This window comes from Terribacillus saccharophilus, from assembly GCF_046592895.1.
GTDB classification, from domain to species: Bacteria; Bacillota; Bacilli; order Bacillales; family Amphibacillaceae; genus Terribacillus; species Terribacillus saccharophilus_D.
On sequence record NZ_JAWVPU010000001.1, the window covers coordinates 993,039 to 1,007,874 of the forward strand.

15 protein-coding genes are annotated in these 14,836 nt (G+C 45.2%); 7 read left to right on the forward strand and 8 right to left on the reverse strand.

Annotated features, from left to right (window positions below; all coding sequences use genetic code 11):
• Nucleotides 1-297 precede the first annotated feature (297 nt).
• Nucleotides 298-780 (forward strand): energy coupling factor transporter S component ThiW, encoded by a 483-nt coding sequence (gene thiW / locus SFC66_RS04730; RefSeq protein ID WP_411217545.1) that lies wholly within the window; start codon nt 298-300, stop codon nt 778-780.
• Between the two features lie 95 nt (nt 781-875).
• Nucleotides 876-1,925: a hypothetical protein gene (locus SFC66_RS04735; RefSeq protein WP_411217546.1), complete on the forward strand. Its 1,050-nt coding sequence runs from the start codon at nt 876-878 to the stop codon at nt 1,923-1,925.
• A gap of 59 nt (nt 1,926-1,984) precedes the next feature.
• Here SFC66_RS04735 and SFC66_RS04740 read toward each other — a convergent pair whose 3' ends face one another.
• A complete protein-coding gene (locus SFC66_RS04740) occupies nt 1,985-2,200 on the reverse strand; it encodes a hypothetical protein (protein WP_411217547.1) in 216 nt (71 codons plus the stop codon).
• 56 nt (nt 2,201-2,256) lie between these two features.
• Nucleotides 2,257-2,916: a bifunctional 4-hydroxy-2-oxoglutarate aldolase/2-dehydro-3-deoxy-phosphogluconate aldolase gene (locus tag SFC66_RS04745; protein ID WP_411217548.1), complete on the reverse strand. Its 660-nt coding sequence runs from the start codon at nt 2,914-2,916 to the stop codon at nt 2,257-2,259.
• Between the two features lie 96 nt (nt 2,917-3,012).
• Here SFC66_RS04745 and SFC66_RS04750 point away from each other — a divergent pair, with 96 nt between their 5' ends.
• Entirely contained in the window at nt 3,013-3,774 is a 762-nt protein-coding gene (locus SFC66_RS04750; protein ID WP_411217549.1) for an IclR family transcriptional regulator, read from the forward strand.
• A 31-nt stretch (nt 3,775-3,805) separates the two neighbouring features.
• Here the strand turns inward: SFC66_RS04750 and SFC66_RS04755 are convergent, their stop codons facing one another.
• From SFC66_RS04755 to kduI, 4 genes are all read right to left on the reverse strand, one after another.
• Entirely contained in the window at nt 3,806-4,756 is a 951-nt protein-coding gene (locus tag SFC66_RS04755; RefSeq protein ID WP_411217550.1) for a sugar kinase, read from the reverse strand.
• Nucleotides 4,757-4,813: 57 nt separating this feature from the next.
• On the reverse strand, nt 4,814-5,824 hold the full coding sequence (gene kdgT / locus SFC66_RS04760) for a 2-keto-3-deoxygluconate transporter (protein WP_411217551.1): 1,011 nt from the start codon (nt 5,822-5,824) through the stop codon (nt 4,814-4,816).
• 214 nt (nt 5,825-6,038) lie between these two features.
• Nucleotides 6,039-6,815: a 2-dehydro-3-deoxy-D-gluconate 5-dehydrogenase KduD gene (kduD, locus tag SFC66_RS04765; protein ID WP_411217552.1), complete on the reverse strand. Its 777-nt coding sequence runs from the start codon at nt 6,813-6,815 to the stop codon at nt 6,039-6,041.
• Nucleotides 6,816-6,828: 13 nt separating this feature from the next.
• Entirely contained in the window at nt 6,829-7,659 is an 831-nt protein-coding gene (gene kduI, locus SFC66_RS04770) for a 5-dehydro-4-deoxy-D-glucuronate isomerase (protein WP_411217553.1), read from the reverse strand.
• Nucleotides 7,660-7,972: 313 nt separating this feature from the next.
• On the opposite strand from kduI, the gene SFC66_RS04775 reads away from it, so the two are divergent.
• The 3 genes from SFC66_RS04775 to SFC66_RS04785 all read left to right on the forward strand — a co-directional run bounded on the left by SFC66_RS04775 (nt 7,973) and on the right by SFC66_RS04785 (nt 11,711).
• Nucleotides 7,973-9,637, forward strand: a complete 1,665-nt coding sequence (locus SFC66_RS04775) for a LytS/YhcK type 5TM receptor domain-containing protein (protein ID WP_411217554.1) — start codon at nt 7,973-7,975, stop codon at nt 9,635-9,637.
• Nucleotides 9,634-10,371, forward strand: coding sequence for a LytR/AlgR family response regulator transcription factor (locus tag SFC66_RS04780; RefSeq protein ID WP_411217555.1), 738 nt, complete (start codon nt 9,634-9,636; stop codon nt 10,369-10,371). The genes SFC66_RS04775 and SFC66_RS04780 overlap by 4 nt, the downstream gene beginning before the upstream one ends.
• Nucleotides 10,372-10,481: 110 nt before the next feature.
• Nucleotides 10,482-11,711 carry an L-lactate MFS transporter gene (locus SFC66_RS04785; RefSeq protein WP_411217556.1) on the forward strand — a complete coding sequence of 410 codons (1,230 nt, stop codon included), beginning with the start codon at nt 10,482-10,484 and terminating at the stop codon, nt 11,709-11,711.
• A gap of 90 nt (nt 11,712-11,801) precedes the next feature.
• Here the strand turns inward: SFC66_RS04785 and SFC66_RS04790 are convergent, their stop codons facing one another.
• The gene (locus SFC66_RS04790) at nt 11,802-12,998 is read right to left on the reverse strand and encodes an AGE family epimerase/isomerase (protein WP_411217557.1); all 1,197 of its coding nucleotides are present in this window, start codon (nt 12,996-12,998) and stop codon (nt 11,802-11,804) included.
• Nucleotides 12,999-13,254: 256 nt separating this feature from the next.
• Here SFC66_RS04790 and SFC66_RS04795 point away from each other — a divergent pair, with 256 nt between their 5' ends.
• Nucleotides 13,255-14,421 (forward strand): cation:proton antiporter, encoded by a 1,167-nt coding sequence (locus tag SFC66_RS04795; RefSeq protein ID WP_411217558.1) that lies wholly within the window; start codon nt 13,255-13,257, stop codon nt 14,419-14,421.
• A gap of 82 nt (nt 14,422-14,503) precedes the next feature.
• Here the strand turns inward: SFC66_RS04795 and SFC66_RS04800 are convergent, their stop codons facing one another.
• On the reverse strand, nt 14,504-14,836 hold the full coding sequence (locus tag SFC66_RS04800) for a CHY zinc finger protein (protein WP_411217559.1): 333 nt from the start codon (nt 14,834-14,836) through the stop codon (nt 14,504-14,506).

Sequence of the window (14,836 nt, forward strand, 5' to 3'; positions counted from 1 at the left end):
CTTTATTCTACGCTCGTTATATGGCTTAGTAAATCATCAGAAAATCGGAATAAAGGTGGATTTTTCATTAAAAACAACCATATGAGCTCAAAAAAGCGACCATAATCTAAATTATCTTTAAATATCAGCTCTTATCACTCTCTTACGGTGATTATTGTATTGTAAATTAAGTTTGATAATTCAGACTAATTATTAATCAGAAGATCTTTTCTTCATTTTCTTTCTAAAATACTTTTCTTCCAATTTTCTGGTTCCAGATCTTATACTAGTACTATGACGTAAAATCAGAGGTGAAAGATGAAAACCAAAACCCTGACACTAATGGCTATCCTCGTTGCAATAGGCGTGCTGGGTGCACAATTCATCTGGTTCCCAACAGGAGCTGCCCGTGCTTTTCCTGTCCAGCATGCTGTGAATGTCATTGCTGCTGTATTGCTTGGTCCAGGTCCTGCTATTGTCATCGCCTTTCTCATTGGGATTGTCCGAAATATGCTTGGTCTTGGAAGTTTGCTTGCTTTTCCAGGAGGTATGGTAGGTGCCTTACTAGCCGGGGTATTTTATCGTATCTTCCGTCGCAAGGGCGCAGCAGCAATCGGTGAAATCATCGGTACCGCGTTGCTAGGATCTCTGCTTTCTGTTCCAATCGCCAATCTGCTCTTAGGTCAAAAAGCAGGTGCTTTGGCTTTTGTGCCTGGCTTCCTAGTCAGTTCCATTACTGGTGCGTTGCTCGGCTGGCTTATCATCCGTCGAATGAAAATAGAACCTAGTCATAAAAAATAGGGGGCTATGGTCCTTATAGCTTGGCTCTGGTTCTGCAATAATCAGTATGTTTTAAGTCTCATCCGTCCATACTGCTTGCTAGTGAGGTGGTTAGGGTGGAGACAAAACCGAATCTATTATATTCGATGTTGGAAGGTTATAAGCCGATTCGCAACTTGCTAGGTTTGGGAGATCCCAGTGTACAAAAAATCGATGACCAATGGTGGATGTTTTTTGGCGGATTTCAGCGCAACTTCAAAAATAATCTATTCAGCGCCAGTCTCCCAAAAGGAGCTCCGCTGACAACAGCCAATGCCTGGCGCATTACAACATATCCAGGAAATCCGTACAAAGCAAAGCCATTGCTTCCTCAGCCTAAGGAAGATGTCTGGGATCGATATGGATTGCATGAGCCTTGTTATGTGGAGGGGAAAGTGGATGGCGTGCCTGTACGCCGCGTCTACTATACCGGCAGGAGCGCAAGCAATGTCTTGGGAAATGAATCTCCATATTCGATCGGCTGTTTGGAAATGCGACATGGCAGATGGTTCCGCTACCCGAACCCAGTGATGGTCGGTACTGTACGGAATGATAGTGTACTTGCCCCTAAAGTGATTTATGATGAAGGAAAATGGAAGATGTGGTTTGCGGCCACACCACATGAGCCTGGCAAAGGCGATATCCCGATGCATGAAGTGTATGCTGCCGAAAGCGATAATGGCCTTGATACATGGACAAAGCCCCGGCTGTTTTTCACTCGGGAAGACGCATTTACGCACGCAAGGCCGAAACGCATTCATGGTATGTATTACTTACTTGTCAGCCGCTGCGGCAATGCATTTGGTGAAGACACGTATAAGCCGCAGGATCTTTGGTTATTAAAAAGCAAGACAGCAAGCTTCATGAGAGCTGATTGGTCGGAAGAACCAAAACTGCTCCTTCAAGCAGATCGCGGAGAGGCCTGGTACCAGAACGGCATATTCGGATCTTGCCTTTGTGTGGATGATGCCGGAGAGCTGGTCGTCTTCTTTTCAGCCATAAATAAATCAATCTATTGGCTCAATGAGGCAAGCGCTAGACTAAAAAAAGGAAAGAAGCCCCCTTTTCCTGCACCATTTTATTTCACCGTTGGAAATATGCGCATTGATGAATCAATAGCAAAATGAGAAGGTGTGCATTGTCCTGCATACCTTCTCTTATTTATAGCTGCATATACCTTCTTATTCTACTTTTCTCGAGACGCTAAACTGCGAATCAATCCAGGACCTCTTTTCAAACTCTCCACACCCGCCATACTGCAAACAGAAGCAATGATCACTCCAGCACCGAACAGCTTGGCTGCCATATAGAATCCTGTTGCGGCAGCAACATCGATCATGACAAATGAATAGATGGCAGTTGCTTTCACGACAACGATCACAATGTCACGTTTGGCTGACACGAAGCAGGCCCCCTTTCTCCGTGTTTAGCCTATGCCCTTGACTGCTTGACTCATGTTCAAATATCCACAAGCTGTGCCCTTGCATCTTTCACTTTTTGTATATAAAGAGCCGCGATCGAAGTAATCTTAGCATAATCACCTGTTCTGGCTGGTGCCAGAAGATTGCCGCCGACTCCGACAGCTACTGCACCATTTTTCAACCATATACCGATATTCTCCAAATTCACACCGCCTGTTGGCATAATATTTGCTTGCGGCAGTGGCGCTTTCACTGCTTTGACAAAATCGGGGCCTAAAGCACTTCCCGGAAAGAGCTTAATAATGTCTGCTCCAGCCTCCATTGCTTGCTTTATCTCACCAATCGTCATACACCCCGGCAAATAAGGAATCTGATACAGATTACAAAGCTTCGCAGTATCTATATCAAAGGTTGGGCTGACGATAAAACGTGCGCCAGCAATTATGGCAAGACGAGCTGTGGTACTATCCAGCACCGTCCCAGCTCCAACGATCACTTCTGAGTTTTCTAGATACTGATCGGAGAGCTGTTTGATAACTTTATCTGCGTCTTTCACCGTAAATGTAACCTCAATACCCGTAATACCACCTTCTATACAAGCTTCTGAAATATGGATGGCCTCTTCCGGTGAAGCGGCACGGATGACTGCTACTATTCCTTGATCCACAAGCTTAGTCAAAATTCCTGATTTCATCATTTTACTTTCCTCCATATATGTGCAGAATTTACAAACACAAACCGTTCCCGTATCATAGAAGTAAGCAATGAAAGTAATAGAAACGGAGTAAAATTCATGTCTAATGTGCAATCACTTGAACGTGCTTTGACTATATTGAATACACTTTCCGATTATCCAGATGGCTTGACGATCACAAAGCTCACTAAACTTGTAAACTTATCCAAGAGTACGACACACCGGCTTTTAGCCACACTTGTGGATATGAATTATGTTGCAAAAGATCCTGAATCAGATAACTATAAAATTGGATTACAAACTCTTTATATTGCACGCAGTGTCCTGAATAATAACAATATCGTTAATGTAGCAAAGCCCTTCCTTAAGCAGTTGTGTACCGATATCAATGAAACGATACATCTTTGCATCGAGGATAAAGGAGAAATTGTTTATATTGATAAGATAGAGAGTAACCAGACGATTCGCATGTACTCCCGTATTGGCAATAGAGCTCCCATGTACTGTACGGCTGTCGGCAAAGTACTATTATCCGGCATGAAGTCCGAGAGAATGGATGAGATAGCTTCTTCCACTACATTCACTCCTCGTACACCGCGAACGATTACCTCGGAAGAAGAATTACAGAGTGAAATAAACAGAGTCCGTCAGCAGGGGTATGCGCTCGATAATATTGAAAATGAAGAAGGCATCCGCTGCATTGCCGCCCCGATATACAGTCATGAACATCGAATCGTGGCGAGTTTCAGTATTTCCGGACCGAGCAACCGCGTGACAATGGACAGAGTGAACAGTGAATTGATCGACAAGGTAAAAGCCTGCAGTATGGAAATATCCCATGCTTTAGGCTATACAGGATAAAGGAGAGACCTTCCTTTGGAAGGTCTCTTTTTCAGCCAATCGCTTCGCGGCTTAAGAAATCCGTAAGCTCCTCACGAGTTGGCAGACCATCATTATCACCCGGAGACATGACAGCTAGCGCTCCGATGGCGGCCCCTCTTGCAATGCTGGCCTCTAGCTCCAAACCTTCCAACATGCCGCTCACAACACCCACTGCAAAACCATCCCCTGCTCCGACCGTATCAATAACTTTCTTCACCGGGAACCCTTCTGTATAAAAGTGCGAACCATCCGCACAGCTAGTAAATGCACCTTCTGCTCCTAATTTCTGCACGACAAATGGCACACCTGCTTCATGATAATATGCAGCAATATCGAGCACATCGGTTCTCCCAGTCAATTGCCTTCCTTCGGCCACACCAGGAAAAATGATATCCGCTTGGCATGCCAGTTCATTGATAACATGTGCCATCTCATGCGTATCAGTCCACAGTCCTGGTCGAAGATTCGGATCGAATGACACTTGGAGATCATTTTCCTTGGCTTCTTTCATCATTTGAAAAACCAATTCGCGACAGCTTCCGGACAAGGCTGGAGGAATGCCTGTCAGGTGCAAATGGTCGTATTCAGTCCATTTGATTTTCTTGATTATTCCTTTATCCATATGAGATGCTGCTGAGTTTTTCCGCGCTGAAAACACTTCTGGATCTCCGCTTGTCACTCTTTGTTTCCATTGCATACCAGTGATAAGTGTAGGTTCATAGTTGATGTAAGTTGTATCTATATTATTATCTTGTAAAAATTTATGGATATTTCGACCGAATGGATCCAAGCCAAGCTGCGTTATATATGTCACTTGATGCCCTAACCGCGCCATTCCGATAGAGAAATTCACCTCTGCTCCAGCGATGAAGCGGGAAAAGCGTTCGGCGTCTTCGAGCGAACCTTCCTGTTCTGCTGCAAATAATGCCATTGGTTCTCCAATTGTTAATATTCTGCTCATCTGTCAACGTCTCCTTTATGCAAAGAGAGACATACTGTATATGTCTCTCCGGCTGTTTTATACAGTATTTGAGTTGATATTGTTCGAATCGATATCTTGATCATTTGAATTCCGGTCTTCCTTGTTCTTCATATACTTCGACCAATATGCAGTAAGAATTGGAACGAGGACGGACGTAACCACAACTGCTGCTGCAACTAGCGCGGTTGCTGCCTCTGCGATCGGCATGAACTCTGGAAGCATCGTCGCAATGATCATCGGGTTGGCAACTGCTGCTCCTGCCGTGCTGGAAGCTGCGATACCGGCCGTCCCATTTCCGCCACCAATATATTTATCAGCGAGGATAAGCGGAATACCTGTAACGACGATAACAAGAGTACCAAGGAGGATACCTGCAATACCCGTTTCCAAGATGACGCCCAAATCAATGGAGTTACCTAGCGCAAAACCGAAGAACGGAATCATTGTGTGCGTTGCTCTGCTGAAAAATGCCCTTAAGTCACCATCCAGATTTCCTAACAAGAAGCCGACTAAGAAAGGAAGTACCGCTCCGATGAATACTTGCGGCTCAAATACAGCAAGGCCAGTGGAACCGAGGATGATCATCGTCATAAGAGGACCGGATTCCAACGACATGAGGACAAATGCCCCAGCTTCTTCTTTTGAACCGTACTGCTGCATGAGCGACGCATATAAACCACCATTCGTCATATCCATGGCTGCAACGAGTGTCAGGACAGAAAAACCAGCGAACAAGCCAGTCTGTATGCCGCCTTCCGGCAAGAATTGGGCTGCGATGATAGCTACAATCCAGGCTACTGCAATTTTAGTGATGACAAGCACACCTGACTTCCGCAGTATCGTACCTGTTGATTTCAGCTGAATGCCAGCACCCATACAAAAGAACCAAACTGCCAGAATCGGAATGGTTCCGGTCATAAGTCCACCAGTGAAAGAACCAAAGTATTCAGCCGAATTCGGCGCGAAGGTATTGATGATTGCCCCTAAAAATAACGGCACGAGCATTAGCCCGCCGGGAATTTTCTCCATCGTTTTCATTATTTTCATTTTGCATCCCTTACCTTTCCTTATAGGTAATCGAGCAAAAGAAATTGAGATGTTTGAATCACATAACGTGATATGCTATTTTTATAGTGATCGCCCAGATCATTGGAATGAGAGGGTGGCATACACAAAGATTCTCCAGATCTTTGGTCACCTTCCCAGTCCTCTCAATCTCTCTTCCCGTTCAAACAACTCCGACGCAATTATTACAACCTGCTTATCTTGCGAGCCAGCCACCGTCAACAGCCAAGACATGGCCATTCATATAATCAGAGGCACGACTTGCCAAAAATACGACTACTCCCATCAAATCAGACGGATCTGCCCAGCGGCCGCTTGGAATCCGGGATAGAATCTCAGCGTTGCGTTTTTCATCAGCACGAATTGGTGCAGTATTAGCTGTAGCTACATAACCTGGTGCAATCGCATTTGTCTGGATATTATAAGCACCCAGTTCATTCGCGAAGGCTTTTGTCAGCCCTGCAACTGCATGCTTACTAGCTGTATAAGATGGCACGAACTTCCCACCTTGGAACGACAGCATCGACGCAACATTGATGATTTTCCCACCGCCTTGCTCTGTCATAACCTTAGCAGCTTCCTGTCCTAACAGATATACAGCATGCAGGTTGACGTCCATGACCTTATCCCAATCGTCTTCCTTGTACTCCAGCAATGGTGTGCGGATGATCGTACCAGCATTATTTACGAGAATATCAACCTTGCCGAAAACATCCACACAGCTTGCCACAACTTGCTTCACTTTTTCTCTGTCTGTCAAATCCGCCTGATGGAAATGCGCATTGGCTCCAGTTTCTCCCACCAGTGCCTTCGTTTCCTCCCAATCGCCTTGATGCGTCACAATAAAGATATCAGCTCCTGCTTTTGCCAAAGCAACAGCATAGCCTTGACCAAGTCCCTTGCTGCCGCCAGTGACGATCGCAACCTTGCCGGTCAAATCAAAATAATCCATGGAAAAGTCTGTCAAACTCATCTTAATCCCCCTTTTAGCGAAGCTCATCCATCGCTACTTGATCCATGTCGGTGTACGTCTTGTTTTCTCCCGCCATTGCCCAAATGAAAGCATAGTTGCTCGTAGCACTTCCACAATGAATCGACCAAGGAGGAGAAATGACAGCTTGTTCATTCTTCATGACAAGATGACGTGTCTCTGTCGGTTCCCCCATCAAGTGGAACATGCGTGCATCCTCATCCAGATCGATATAGAGGTACGCTTCCATCCGGCGGTTATGCGTATGTGTCGGCATGGAATTCCAGACACTGCCACTCTCCAGGATCGTGATACCCATGGCGATTTGACAGCTTTGGATACCATCCAAATGAATGATACGGCGGATGATGCGCTCATTCGCACTTTCCTTAGCACCCATGTTATCTCCCGGCACATCTCTGAATGAAACATGCTTAGTTGGATAAGAAGTATGGGCAGGAGCCGAGAACAGATAATACTTAGCTGGATCAGTTTCATCACTGCTAGTAAACAGTAATTCCTGATTCCCTTTGCCGATATAAATACAATCCTTGTTTGCCATTTCGTATGTTTCTCCATCAACTGTAATCGAGCCATTGCCGCCGATATTAAAAATACCGACTTCTCGTCTTTCCAAGAAGTATTCTGCTTTTATTGCATCATAGCTCTCCAAAGCGATTGAGCTGCCGGCTGGATGGATACCACCTATGATTGTCCGGTCTTCCATGCTATACACAAGTTTTACTTCTCCAGGTACGAATAGTTCTTCAATTAAGTAATGACTGCGCAATTGTTCTGTAGTGAATGTCTTGGCATGATCTGGATGAGTCGCATATCTCAATTCCATGTCTATCATCTCCTTACAATTTTTGTTGATCTGCATCCTCAGAATGAAAACCCTTACATTGTCACACAAACAGAAAGGCATCTACACAGACACCTCGGTTGTTCCATGATACGGAACATCGTTTCATTAATATAATTATAGCGCTTTCATACAGATAAATCCAGCCTAATCATGCGTTATAACATATTATTTCCACATCGTTTTTTTATCAAATGAATCTATCATTTACTTCTTCAGTCATAATCACCTACATTCCCTTCCAGCCTAATTTTCTGATAAACTACAATTACTACAGATGAAAGGGATTACAACTATGCATTCCACGTTGGAAATGATTATATCGATATTCGAGCGCGCTGCGTTGCTGTTGATCATCTTGTTTTTCCTGACAAAGATTAAGGGATTCAAAGAAATCCTTCAAAAAGAAAAGCATTCTGTCCGTGAAACGACCGTGCTGACAGTCGTCTTTTGCAGTTTTGCCATTTTTGGTACTTATTCCGGTATCGAAGTGGAAGGTTCGCTTGTCAATATCCGGACCGTGGCGATACTATCCGGGGGAATCTTATTCGGTCCGTGGGTTGGCATCATTACGGGTATTGTCTCCGGATTGCACCGTTATTTGATTGATATCGATGGGATAACTTCCTTACCATGCTTGATCACCAGCATAACCGCTGGCTTTGCTTCCGGTTTGATCAACAAAAAAGTCAAAAAGTTCCGCTGGTGGTATGTCGGAATCATTGCTGGTGTGTTGAGTCAGGCGCTGACGATGATGTTGATCATCGCACTCGGGGAACCAAGATCGCAGGGCATCTCCATCGTTGAACAAATCGCCCTTCCGATGATGGTCGGCGAAATCAGTATCGGTCTGCTCATCTTGCTCGTCCATAATATCGAGGGTGAAAAGAAACAGATTGCCGCTGCGCAAGCGAAACTGGCGTTGGATATCGCCAATAAGACGCTTCCTTATTTCCGTTCCATCACCCCTGCTTCCTTGCAGCGTATCTGCCAAATCATCAAAGAAGAGATTGGTGCGGATGCTGTTGCCATAACAGACACAAAAACAGTCGTTGCCTATTATGGACTCGGAGCTGAGCGTTACCAGGATACAACGTCGATTGTAAGTGAGATGACAAAGCAGTCCATAAACAGCGGTCAGATTGTCATACGAAATGAAGTGGATGATCATCATCTGCCGCAAATGCATTGCTTACTGATTGTTCCTTTTAAAGAAGGCGACGAAGTGACGGGTGCTTTGAAAATTTATTACGAGAAGAAAAACCGAATCACCGATTCCCTGCAGACACTCGGAATCGGACTGGCGCAGATCATTTCGAACTTGATGGAAATCTCCCGGATCGAACAGATCAAAGAGACAGCCAACAAAGCCGAGCTGAAAGCACTCCAATCAAAGATCAATCCGCATTTTCTTTTCAACTCGCTGAATGCGATTGCTTCGACAACAAGACGCGATCCAAATCGGGCTCGGGAGCTGATTCATAATTTATCCGGATATCTTCGCTATAACTTGGAGCTTCATGATGAAATGATTGCCATCGAAGAGGAACTCAAGCAAGTGCGTGATTATGTGGAAATTGAAAAATCCCGCTTCGGGGACAAATTGCAGATAGTCTATGATATCGATCCTGTCCAGATCAAAGTGCCGAGCCTGCTGTTGCAGCCGCTGGTGGAGAATGCAATTCATCATGGTATACGCAAACGCAAATGGGAGGGTGCTGTCTATCTTTCCGTCAAGGATGAGGAAAGTTACATCCGTATCAGTATCCGCGATACAGGTGTCGGTATCAATCCTGATATTGTCGACAAACTATACCGTGACGAAGCAAGCGTGAAAAATATCGGCCTGGCCAATGTGCATCAGCGTGTCCACTTGATTTATGGTAAAGGTCTGACGATAAAACGACTGGAACCCGGCACGGAAATTTACTTCGATATACCAGTGAAGGAAGGGAAATGACCATGACATTACGGGCAATCATTGCAGAAGATGAATTTCCAGCACAAGAAGAATTGCAATATCTGATCGATACGTACAGCTCCATCGAAGTGACTGACTGCTTCGATGATGGATTGGATGTGCTGAAATATTTTCAGGAGAATACGACCGATGTACTTTTCCTCGATATCAATCTGCCGTCATTGGATGGCATGATGCTGGCAGGCAGCCTGGCCCAGTTCAAGCATAAGCCAATCATCGTATTTACAACTGCATATAAGGAACATGCTGCCAAAGCGTTCGAGCTCGAGGCATTCGACTATATCCTGAAGCCATACAGCGAAGAGCGCGTCGCTGCTATGCTCAAGAAGCTGGAAGCACAGCAAACATCAACCAGTGCAGAAAAGATAGAGCCTGCCGAGTCACCGGCACGCCTCAATGTCTGGAAAGAAGAGAAGATATATGTCATCGATCTGAAGGAAGTCGCTTACGCGGAAGCCGATGAAAAACAGACGGTGGTGCATACCAAGGATGATGTGTATACCTATCCCGGGTCGATTAGTACATTTGAACAGCAGCTTCCTGCAGAAACATTCTTCCGCTGCCATCGTTCTTATATTATTAATACAGAAAAAATACATGAAATCCTGCCTTGGTTCCATAATACGTACCTTATAAAAATGAAGGGATTGAGTGAGCAAATCCCTGTCAGCCGCAGTAAAGCCAAGCCATTCAGACAGATCATGCGCCTTTAGTGACCATTCATTCCTCAAATCGTGCAACTCATGAGAAAACGCTTTCAGTTACATCTGCAAAGGATATTATTAAACTATCAAAACAACGCAGATGAAATGAGGGAGTTCTCATGAAAACGGAAACAAACCGCTGGCTGGTTGTACTTGGTACGATCATTACACAAATTGGCTTAGGCACTATCTATACATGGAGTTTATTTAACCAGCCACTGGCTGATGCATATGGGTGGAGCGTCTCTTCTGTAGCGATCACCTTCTCGATCACAAGTTTTGCCTTGGCAGTATCCACATTATTCGGAGGGAAGCTGCAGGATAAGCTTGGTATCAAGAAGCTGGTCATCTTCGCCGGCATCCTGCTCGGTGCCGGACTGATACTAAGCTCTTTTGCTACATCACTATGGCTCATTTATCTATTGGCAGGTGTCGTTGTCGGCTTCGCAAACGGTATTGCTTACATTACGACACTATCCAACGTCATCAAATGGTTCCCTGAAAAGAAAGGTCTTATCTCTGGTATAGCTGTAGGTGCTTTCGGGACAGGCAGCTTTGTCTTTAAATATATCAACCAAGCATTGCTTTCATCCGCAGGGGTGGAAGGTACCTTCCTTATCTGGGGAATTGCAGCTTTCATTTTGATCAGCGGCGGTGCCTTCTTCTTGAAAGATGCCATCGTTTCACATCAAACAAATACAGCAGTATCGTCTAAGGACTTCACTATCAAGGAAATGCTGCACACGAAACAGGCTTATATCTTGTTCGTCATTTTCCTTACAGCTTGTATGAGCGGCTTGTACCTGATCGGAATTGTCAAAGATGCCGGCATGGAACTAGCAGGCCTTTCTGCCGCAACAGCAGCGAATGCTGTGGCTGTTGTCGCCATCTGTAATACGACTGGCCGTGTCGTGCTTGGTGCTTTGTCTGATAAAGTGGAAAGATTGTACTTGGTTGCAGCAGGATTGCTTGTCACTGCAGGAGCAGCCGCTGTATTGAGTATGGTCGAACTATCAACAACTCTTTTCTTCGTCTGTGTGGCGGCCGTTGCTTTCTTCTTCGGCGGAAACATCACTGTCTTCCCGACTATCGTAGCTGACTATTTTGGATTGAAGAACCAAAGCAGGAACTATGGCGTCATTTATCAAGGCTTTGGAATCGGTGCATTGGGCGGCTCTTTCATCGCATCACTGCTCGGCGGATTCCAGCCGACATTCATCGCCATCGCTGTGCTTTGTGTCATTTCCTTCATGCTGGCAGTCGTGGTACGCAGTCCGCAACAGCCAGTTGCTGCTAAAAGGGATCGTGAACGCAGACAATCCCGACCTGTACCATCCCAACAGCACTAATCAAAAACCAGGAGCATCGGTGCTCCTGGTTTTTTGTGTGGATTGTCCTCCTATTCATCATGACAATAAGAAAAAGAATCTGCGCATAAGCTACAGATCCTCACCTCGGTACGCTGCAATCAGATAGCTTGCACTGATTGGATGGTAATCGGTTTTTGGCGAAGGACTTTTGACGTCATCTTCCACTTCATTTTCTGCAGTCAGCCATTGATACCAAGCACCATGAACTGGATCGATGAAGTGAGCTTGAACATAATGGAATAGCTCTTCATAATGCTTGCTGTACACATCATTTCCTGTTTGACCATGCAGCAATGCCGATGCCGCCATCGTTTCAGCCAGAACCCAGTAGGATTTACCTTTATCGATGATTTCTCCCTCGGGGCTCATGACAAAGAATATGCCGCCCTTATCTTGATCACGATAATGTTCCCAGGCAAATTGATACAGCTCTTCTGCCCGTTCAAGCAGCCAGCCGTCTTGCTGATGGATATACAGCCAGGTAAGGAGCTTACTCCATTCGAATTGATGTCCTCCGACGAAACCATATGCCCGGAATTCATCTCTCGTTTCGCCATGGTTGAATTGTTCGTCCTTCATCCAAGCTGCATCGTAATTTTCCCAAATGAGTCCATTGCTTTGAGCAGCGAGCTTATTAGTCACTTGATCCGCGATGCTTAAAGCCTGATCGAGATATTTCCGTTGTCCTGTCGTTTCAAAAGCAGTGATGGCTGATTCACAAATGTGCATATTGCAATTCTGACCGCGATAATCCAAGTAGCTCGACCAATCGCGTGTTGCTTCATCTTTATACAGCTTTGCTGAAGGTTCATAGAATTTCTCCTCCAAAACTTGATATATATCCGAGAGCAATTCATCCGCACCATTTATTTTCGCTTCCAAAGCTGCCACCGCAGCCCGGAAGATGAATGCATGACCATAAGTGAGCTTTTTATCGTCGGTTACGCTGCCATCCTTCATCTCGGTATAATATCCGCCGTGTTCTTTATCCCGCAACGTTTCTTGGAAAAAGGTAATGCCATGCTCTGCTGCCTGTTCATATTCCTTGTTGCCCGTAAGCTCGAAGCCGACACTGAAATCGTACAAGTGGCGCGCCTGGCCGACGATATGCTTGGTCGTGTCCCTTGTCAGCGTTCCATCCATATAATAGCCCTCATGATATCCGCCATATGTGTGATCGATGGCTTTGGGATAATAGAATGCAAGTGTTTCTTCGATATGCTGATACAATCCTTGTTTTGTATGAAAATCAAATGTATTTTTCACATCTACAACTCCTTTGTGTAGGTTACGTCACCTGTTTTCCCGTTTCTGTGAGCAGCAAACGATTAAAACAGCTATTGTCTTCGTTCTATTCCTGCTTTATAATGAATAACTATAATCAACTACATATGCAATTCCCGGCGGAGTCTGTCACCCAGGCTCCACTGCGTCTTTTTAAGGCATATCCGCAGGCAGCAGCCAGCAGATATGCCTTTTTTGATGGCGGAATTTGCATAAATAAAAAACGAAGGAGTCAGATATGGAATTCATCTTACACTTAGCTTTGATACTATTGTTCACAAAGATTGCTGGTCAGCTAGCCTTGAAAATCGGGCAGCCATCCGTTCTGGGGGAGCTTCTTGCGGGTGTCATCCTCGGCCCTGCGGTGCTTGGATGGATACAGCAAACATCCTTCATCCATGAATTCTCCGAAATCGGTGTACTTGTGCTGATGTTCATTGCTGGATTGGAAACAGATTTGGAACAGCTGAAAGCAAACTGGAAATCTGCTTTCACTGTTGCTGTTCTTGGCGTTATCTTCCCATTCATTGGGGGTTACAGCCTCGCACTTGCCTTCGGTATGAGTCAAGGGCACGCATTATTCATGGCTCTGCTCTTCTGTGCAACTAGTGTGAGTATCTCAGTTCAAGCACTGAAGGAAATGAACAAACTGAATTCCCGGGAAGGTACCACAATCCTTGGAGCGGCAGTCGTTGATGATATTCTCGTCGTTGTATTGCTTGCCGTGCTGATGAGTATGCTTGGCACAGGCGAGTCCCTGAGCCTTGGGTCCTTGATTGGAATGAAAGTTCTCTTCTTTGGCGTCATCATCGTTGCTTCGATTTGGGTGATTCCGTTTGTCATGCGATTATTCTCACGTTTACAAGTCAGTGAAAATATCGTCACTGCCGGTATCATCCTGGCTTTGGCATTCAGTTATTTTGCCGAATACATGGGTGTTGCGGGGATCATCGGGGCATTTGCAGCTGGTATTGCCATTTCCCGAACCGAATACAAAGAAGCTGTCGAGCATAAGTTGGAGCCGATTGCATTTGGTGTATTCGTTCCTGTCTTCTTCGTCAGTATCGGTCTGAACGTCACCTTTGAAGGTGTCGGCTCGCAGCTTTTGTTCATCGTACTTATCAGTATCATGGCAATCGTGACAAAACTGTTCGGCGGAGCACTTGGAGCAAGATTGACAGGATTCAATGGGAAATCATCGATGGCAATCGGGACAGGTATGATTTCACGAGGGGAAGTAGCATTGATCATTGCCGGAACTGGGTTGAGCTCAGGCTTACTTGAATCGCAATATTACACAAGCATCATCATCATGGTTATCGTAACGACACTGGTAACCCCGCCTATGCTGAAATTCGTTTTCACTAGGATGGAGGATTCGACACAAAAGCGGTCAGTATCCTGAAATGGATCGTAAAATGATTTGCCCTACCGTATACTGGTAGAAAAACTCTCAGCTGAAAAACAATAAAAAAGGAGGCTGCCGATTAACGGCAGCCTCTTTCCATTCGTTCGAAATATAAATGATGATGCAGCTGACAGCCTGGATTGAATGCGGCCTGACAGCTTGGACATCGTTCGGTCTCCATATACTGTTCAATGCTTAGCGTCGTCTTGCATACGCCGCATAATATCGCATGTTCATCGAAGCGGTCTTTTGGCCATACCTCCGCCTTATGATCAGCTGTCTCTTCATGGCATTGGTGGCAAGGATAAAATTCCTGACAGCAGGCGAATTTGATTGCGATCACATCCAATGGAGAATGGTAATGCTCACATCTTGTTTCTCCGTCTACCGTCTTTCCGAATACCTGACACAT

Excerpts from the sequence above, each read along its gene's own strand:
- SFC66_RS04780 (WP_411217555.1), top strand. The coding sequence starts at position 9,634 with ATGACCATGACATTACGGGCAATCATTGCAGAAGATGAATTTCCAGCA.
- SFC66_RS04795 (WP_411217558.1), top strand. The coding sequence starts at position 13,255 with ATGGAATTCATCTTACACTTAGCTTTGATACTATTGTTCACAAAGATT.
- SFC66_RS04800 (WP_411217559.1), bottom strand. The coding sequence starts at position 14,836 with ATGTGTCAGGTATTCGGAAAGACGGTAGACGGAGAAACAAGATGTGAG.
- SFC66_RS04785 (WP_411217556.1), top strand. The coding sequence starts at position 10,482 with ATGAAAACGGAAACAAACCGCTGGCTGGTTGTACTTGGTACGATCATT.
- SFC66_RS04755 (WP_411217550.1), bottom strand. The coding sequence starts at position 4,756 with ATGAGCAGAATATTAACAATTGGAGAACCAATGGCATTATTTGCAGCA.
- SFC66_RS04750 (WP_411217549.1), top strand. The coding sequence starts at position 3,013 with ATGTCTAATGTGCAATCACTTGAACGTGCTTTGACTATATTGAATACA.
- kdgT (WP_411217551.1), bottom strand. The coding sequence starts at position 5,824 with ATGAAAATAATGAAAACGATGGAGAAAATTCCCGGCGGGCTAATGCTC.
- SFC66_RS04775 (WP_411217554.1), top strand. The coding sequence starts at position 7,973 with ATGCATTCCACGTTGGAAATGATTATATCGATATTCGAGCGCGCTGCG.
- kduD (WP_411217552.1), bottom strand. The coding sequence starts at position 6,815 with ATGAGTTTGACAGACTTTTCCATGGATTATTTTGATTTGACCGGCAAG.
- thiW (WP_411217545.1), top strand. The coding sequence starts at position 298 with ATGAAAACCAAAACCCTGACACTAATGGCTATCCTCGTTGCAATAGGC.
- kduI (WP_411217553.1), bottom strand. The coding sequence starts at position 7,659 with ATGGAATTGAGATATGCGACTCATCCAGATCATGCCAAGACATTCACT.
- SFC66_RS04745 (WP_411217548.1), bottom strand. The coding sequence starts at position 2,916 with ATGATGAAATCAGGAATTTTGACTAAGCTTGTGGATCAAGGAATAGTA.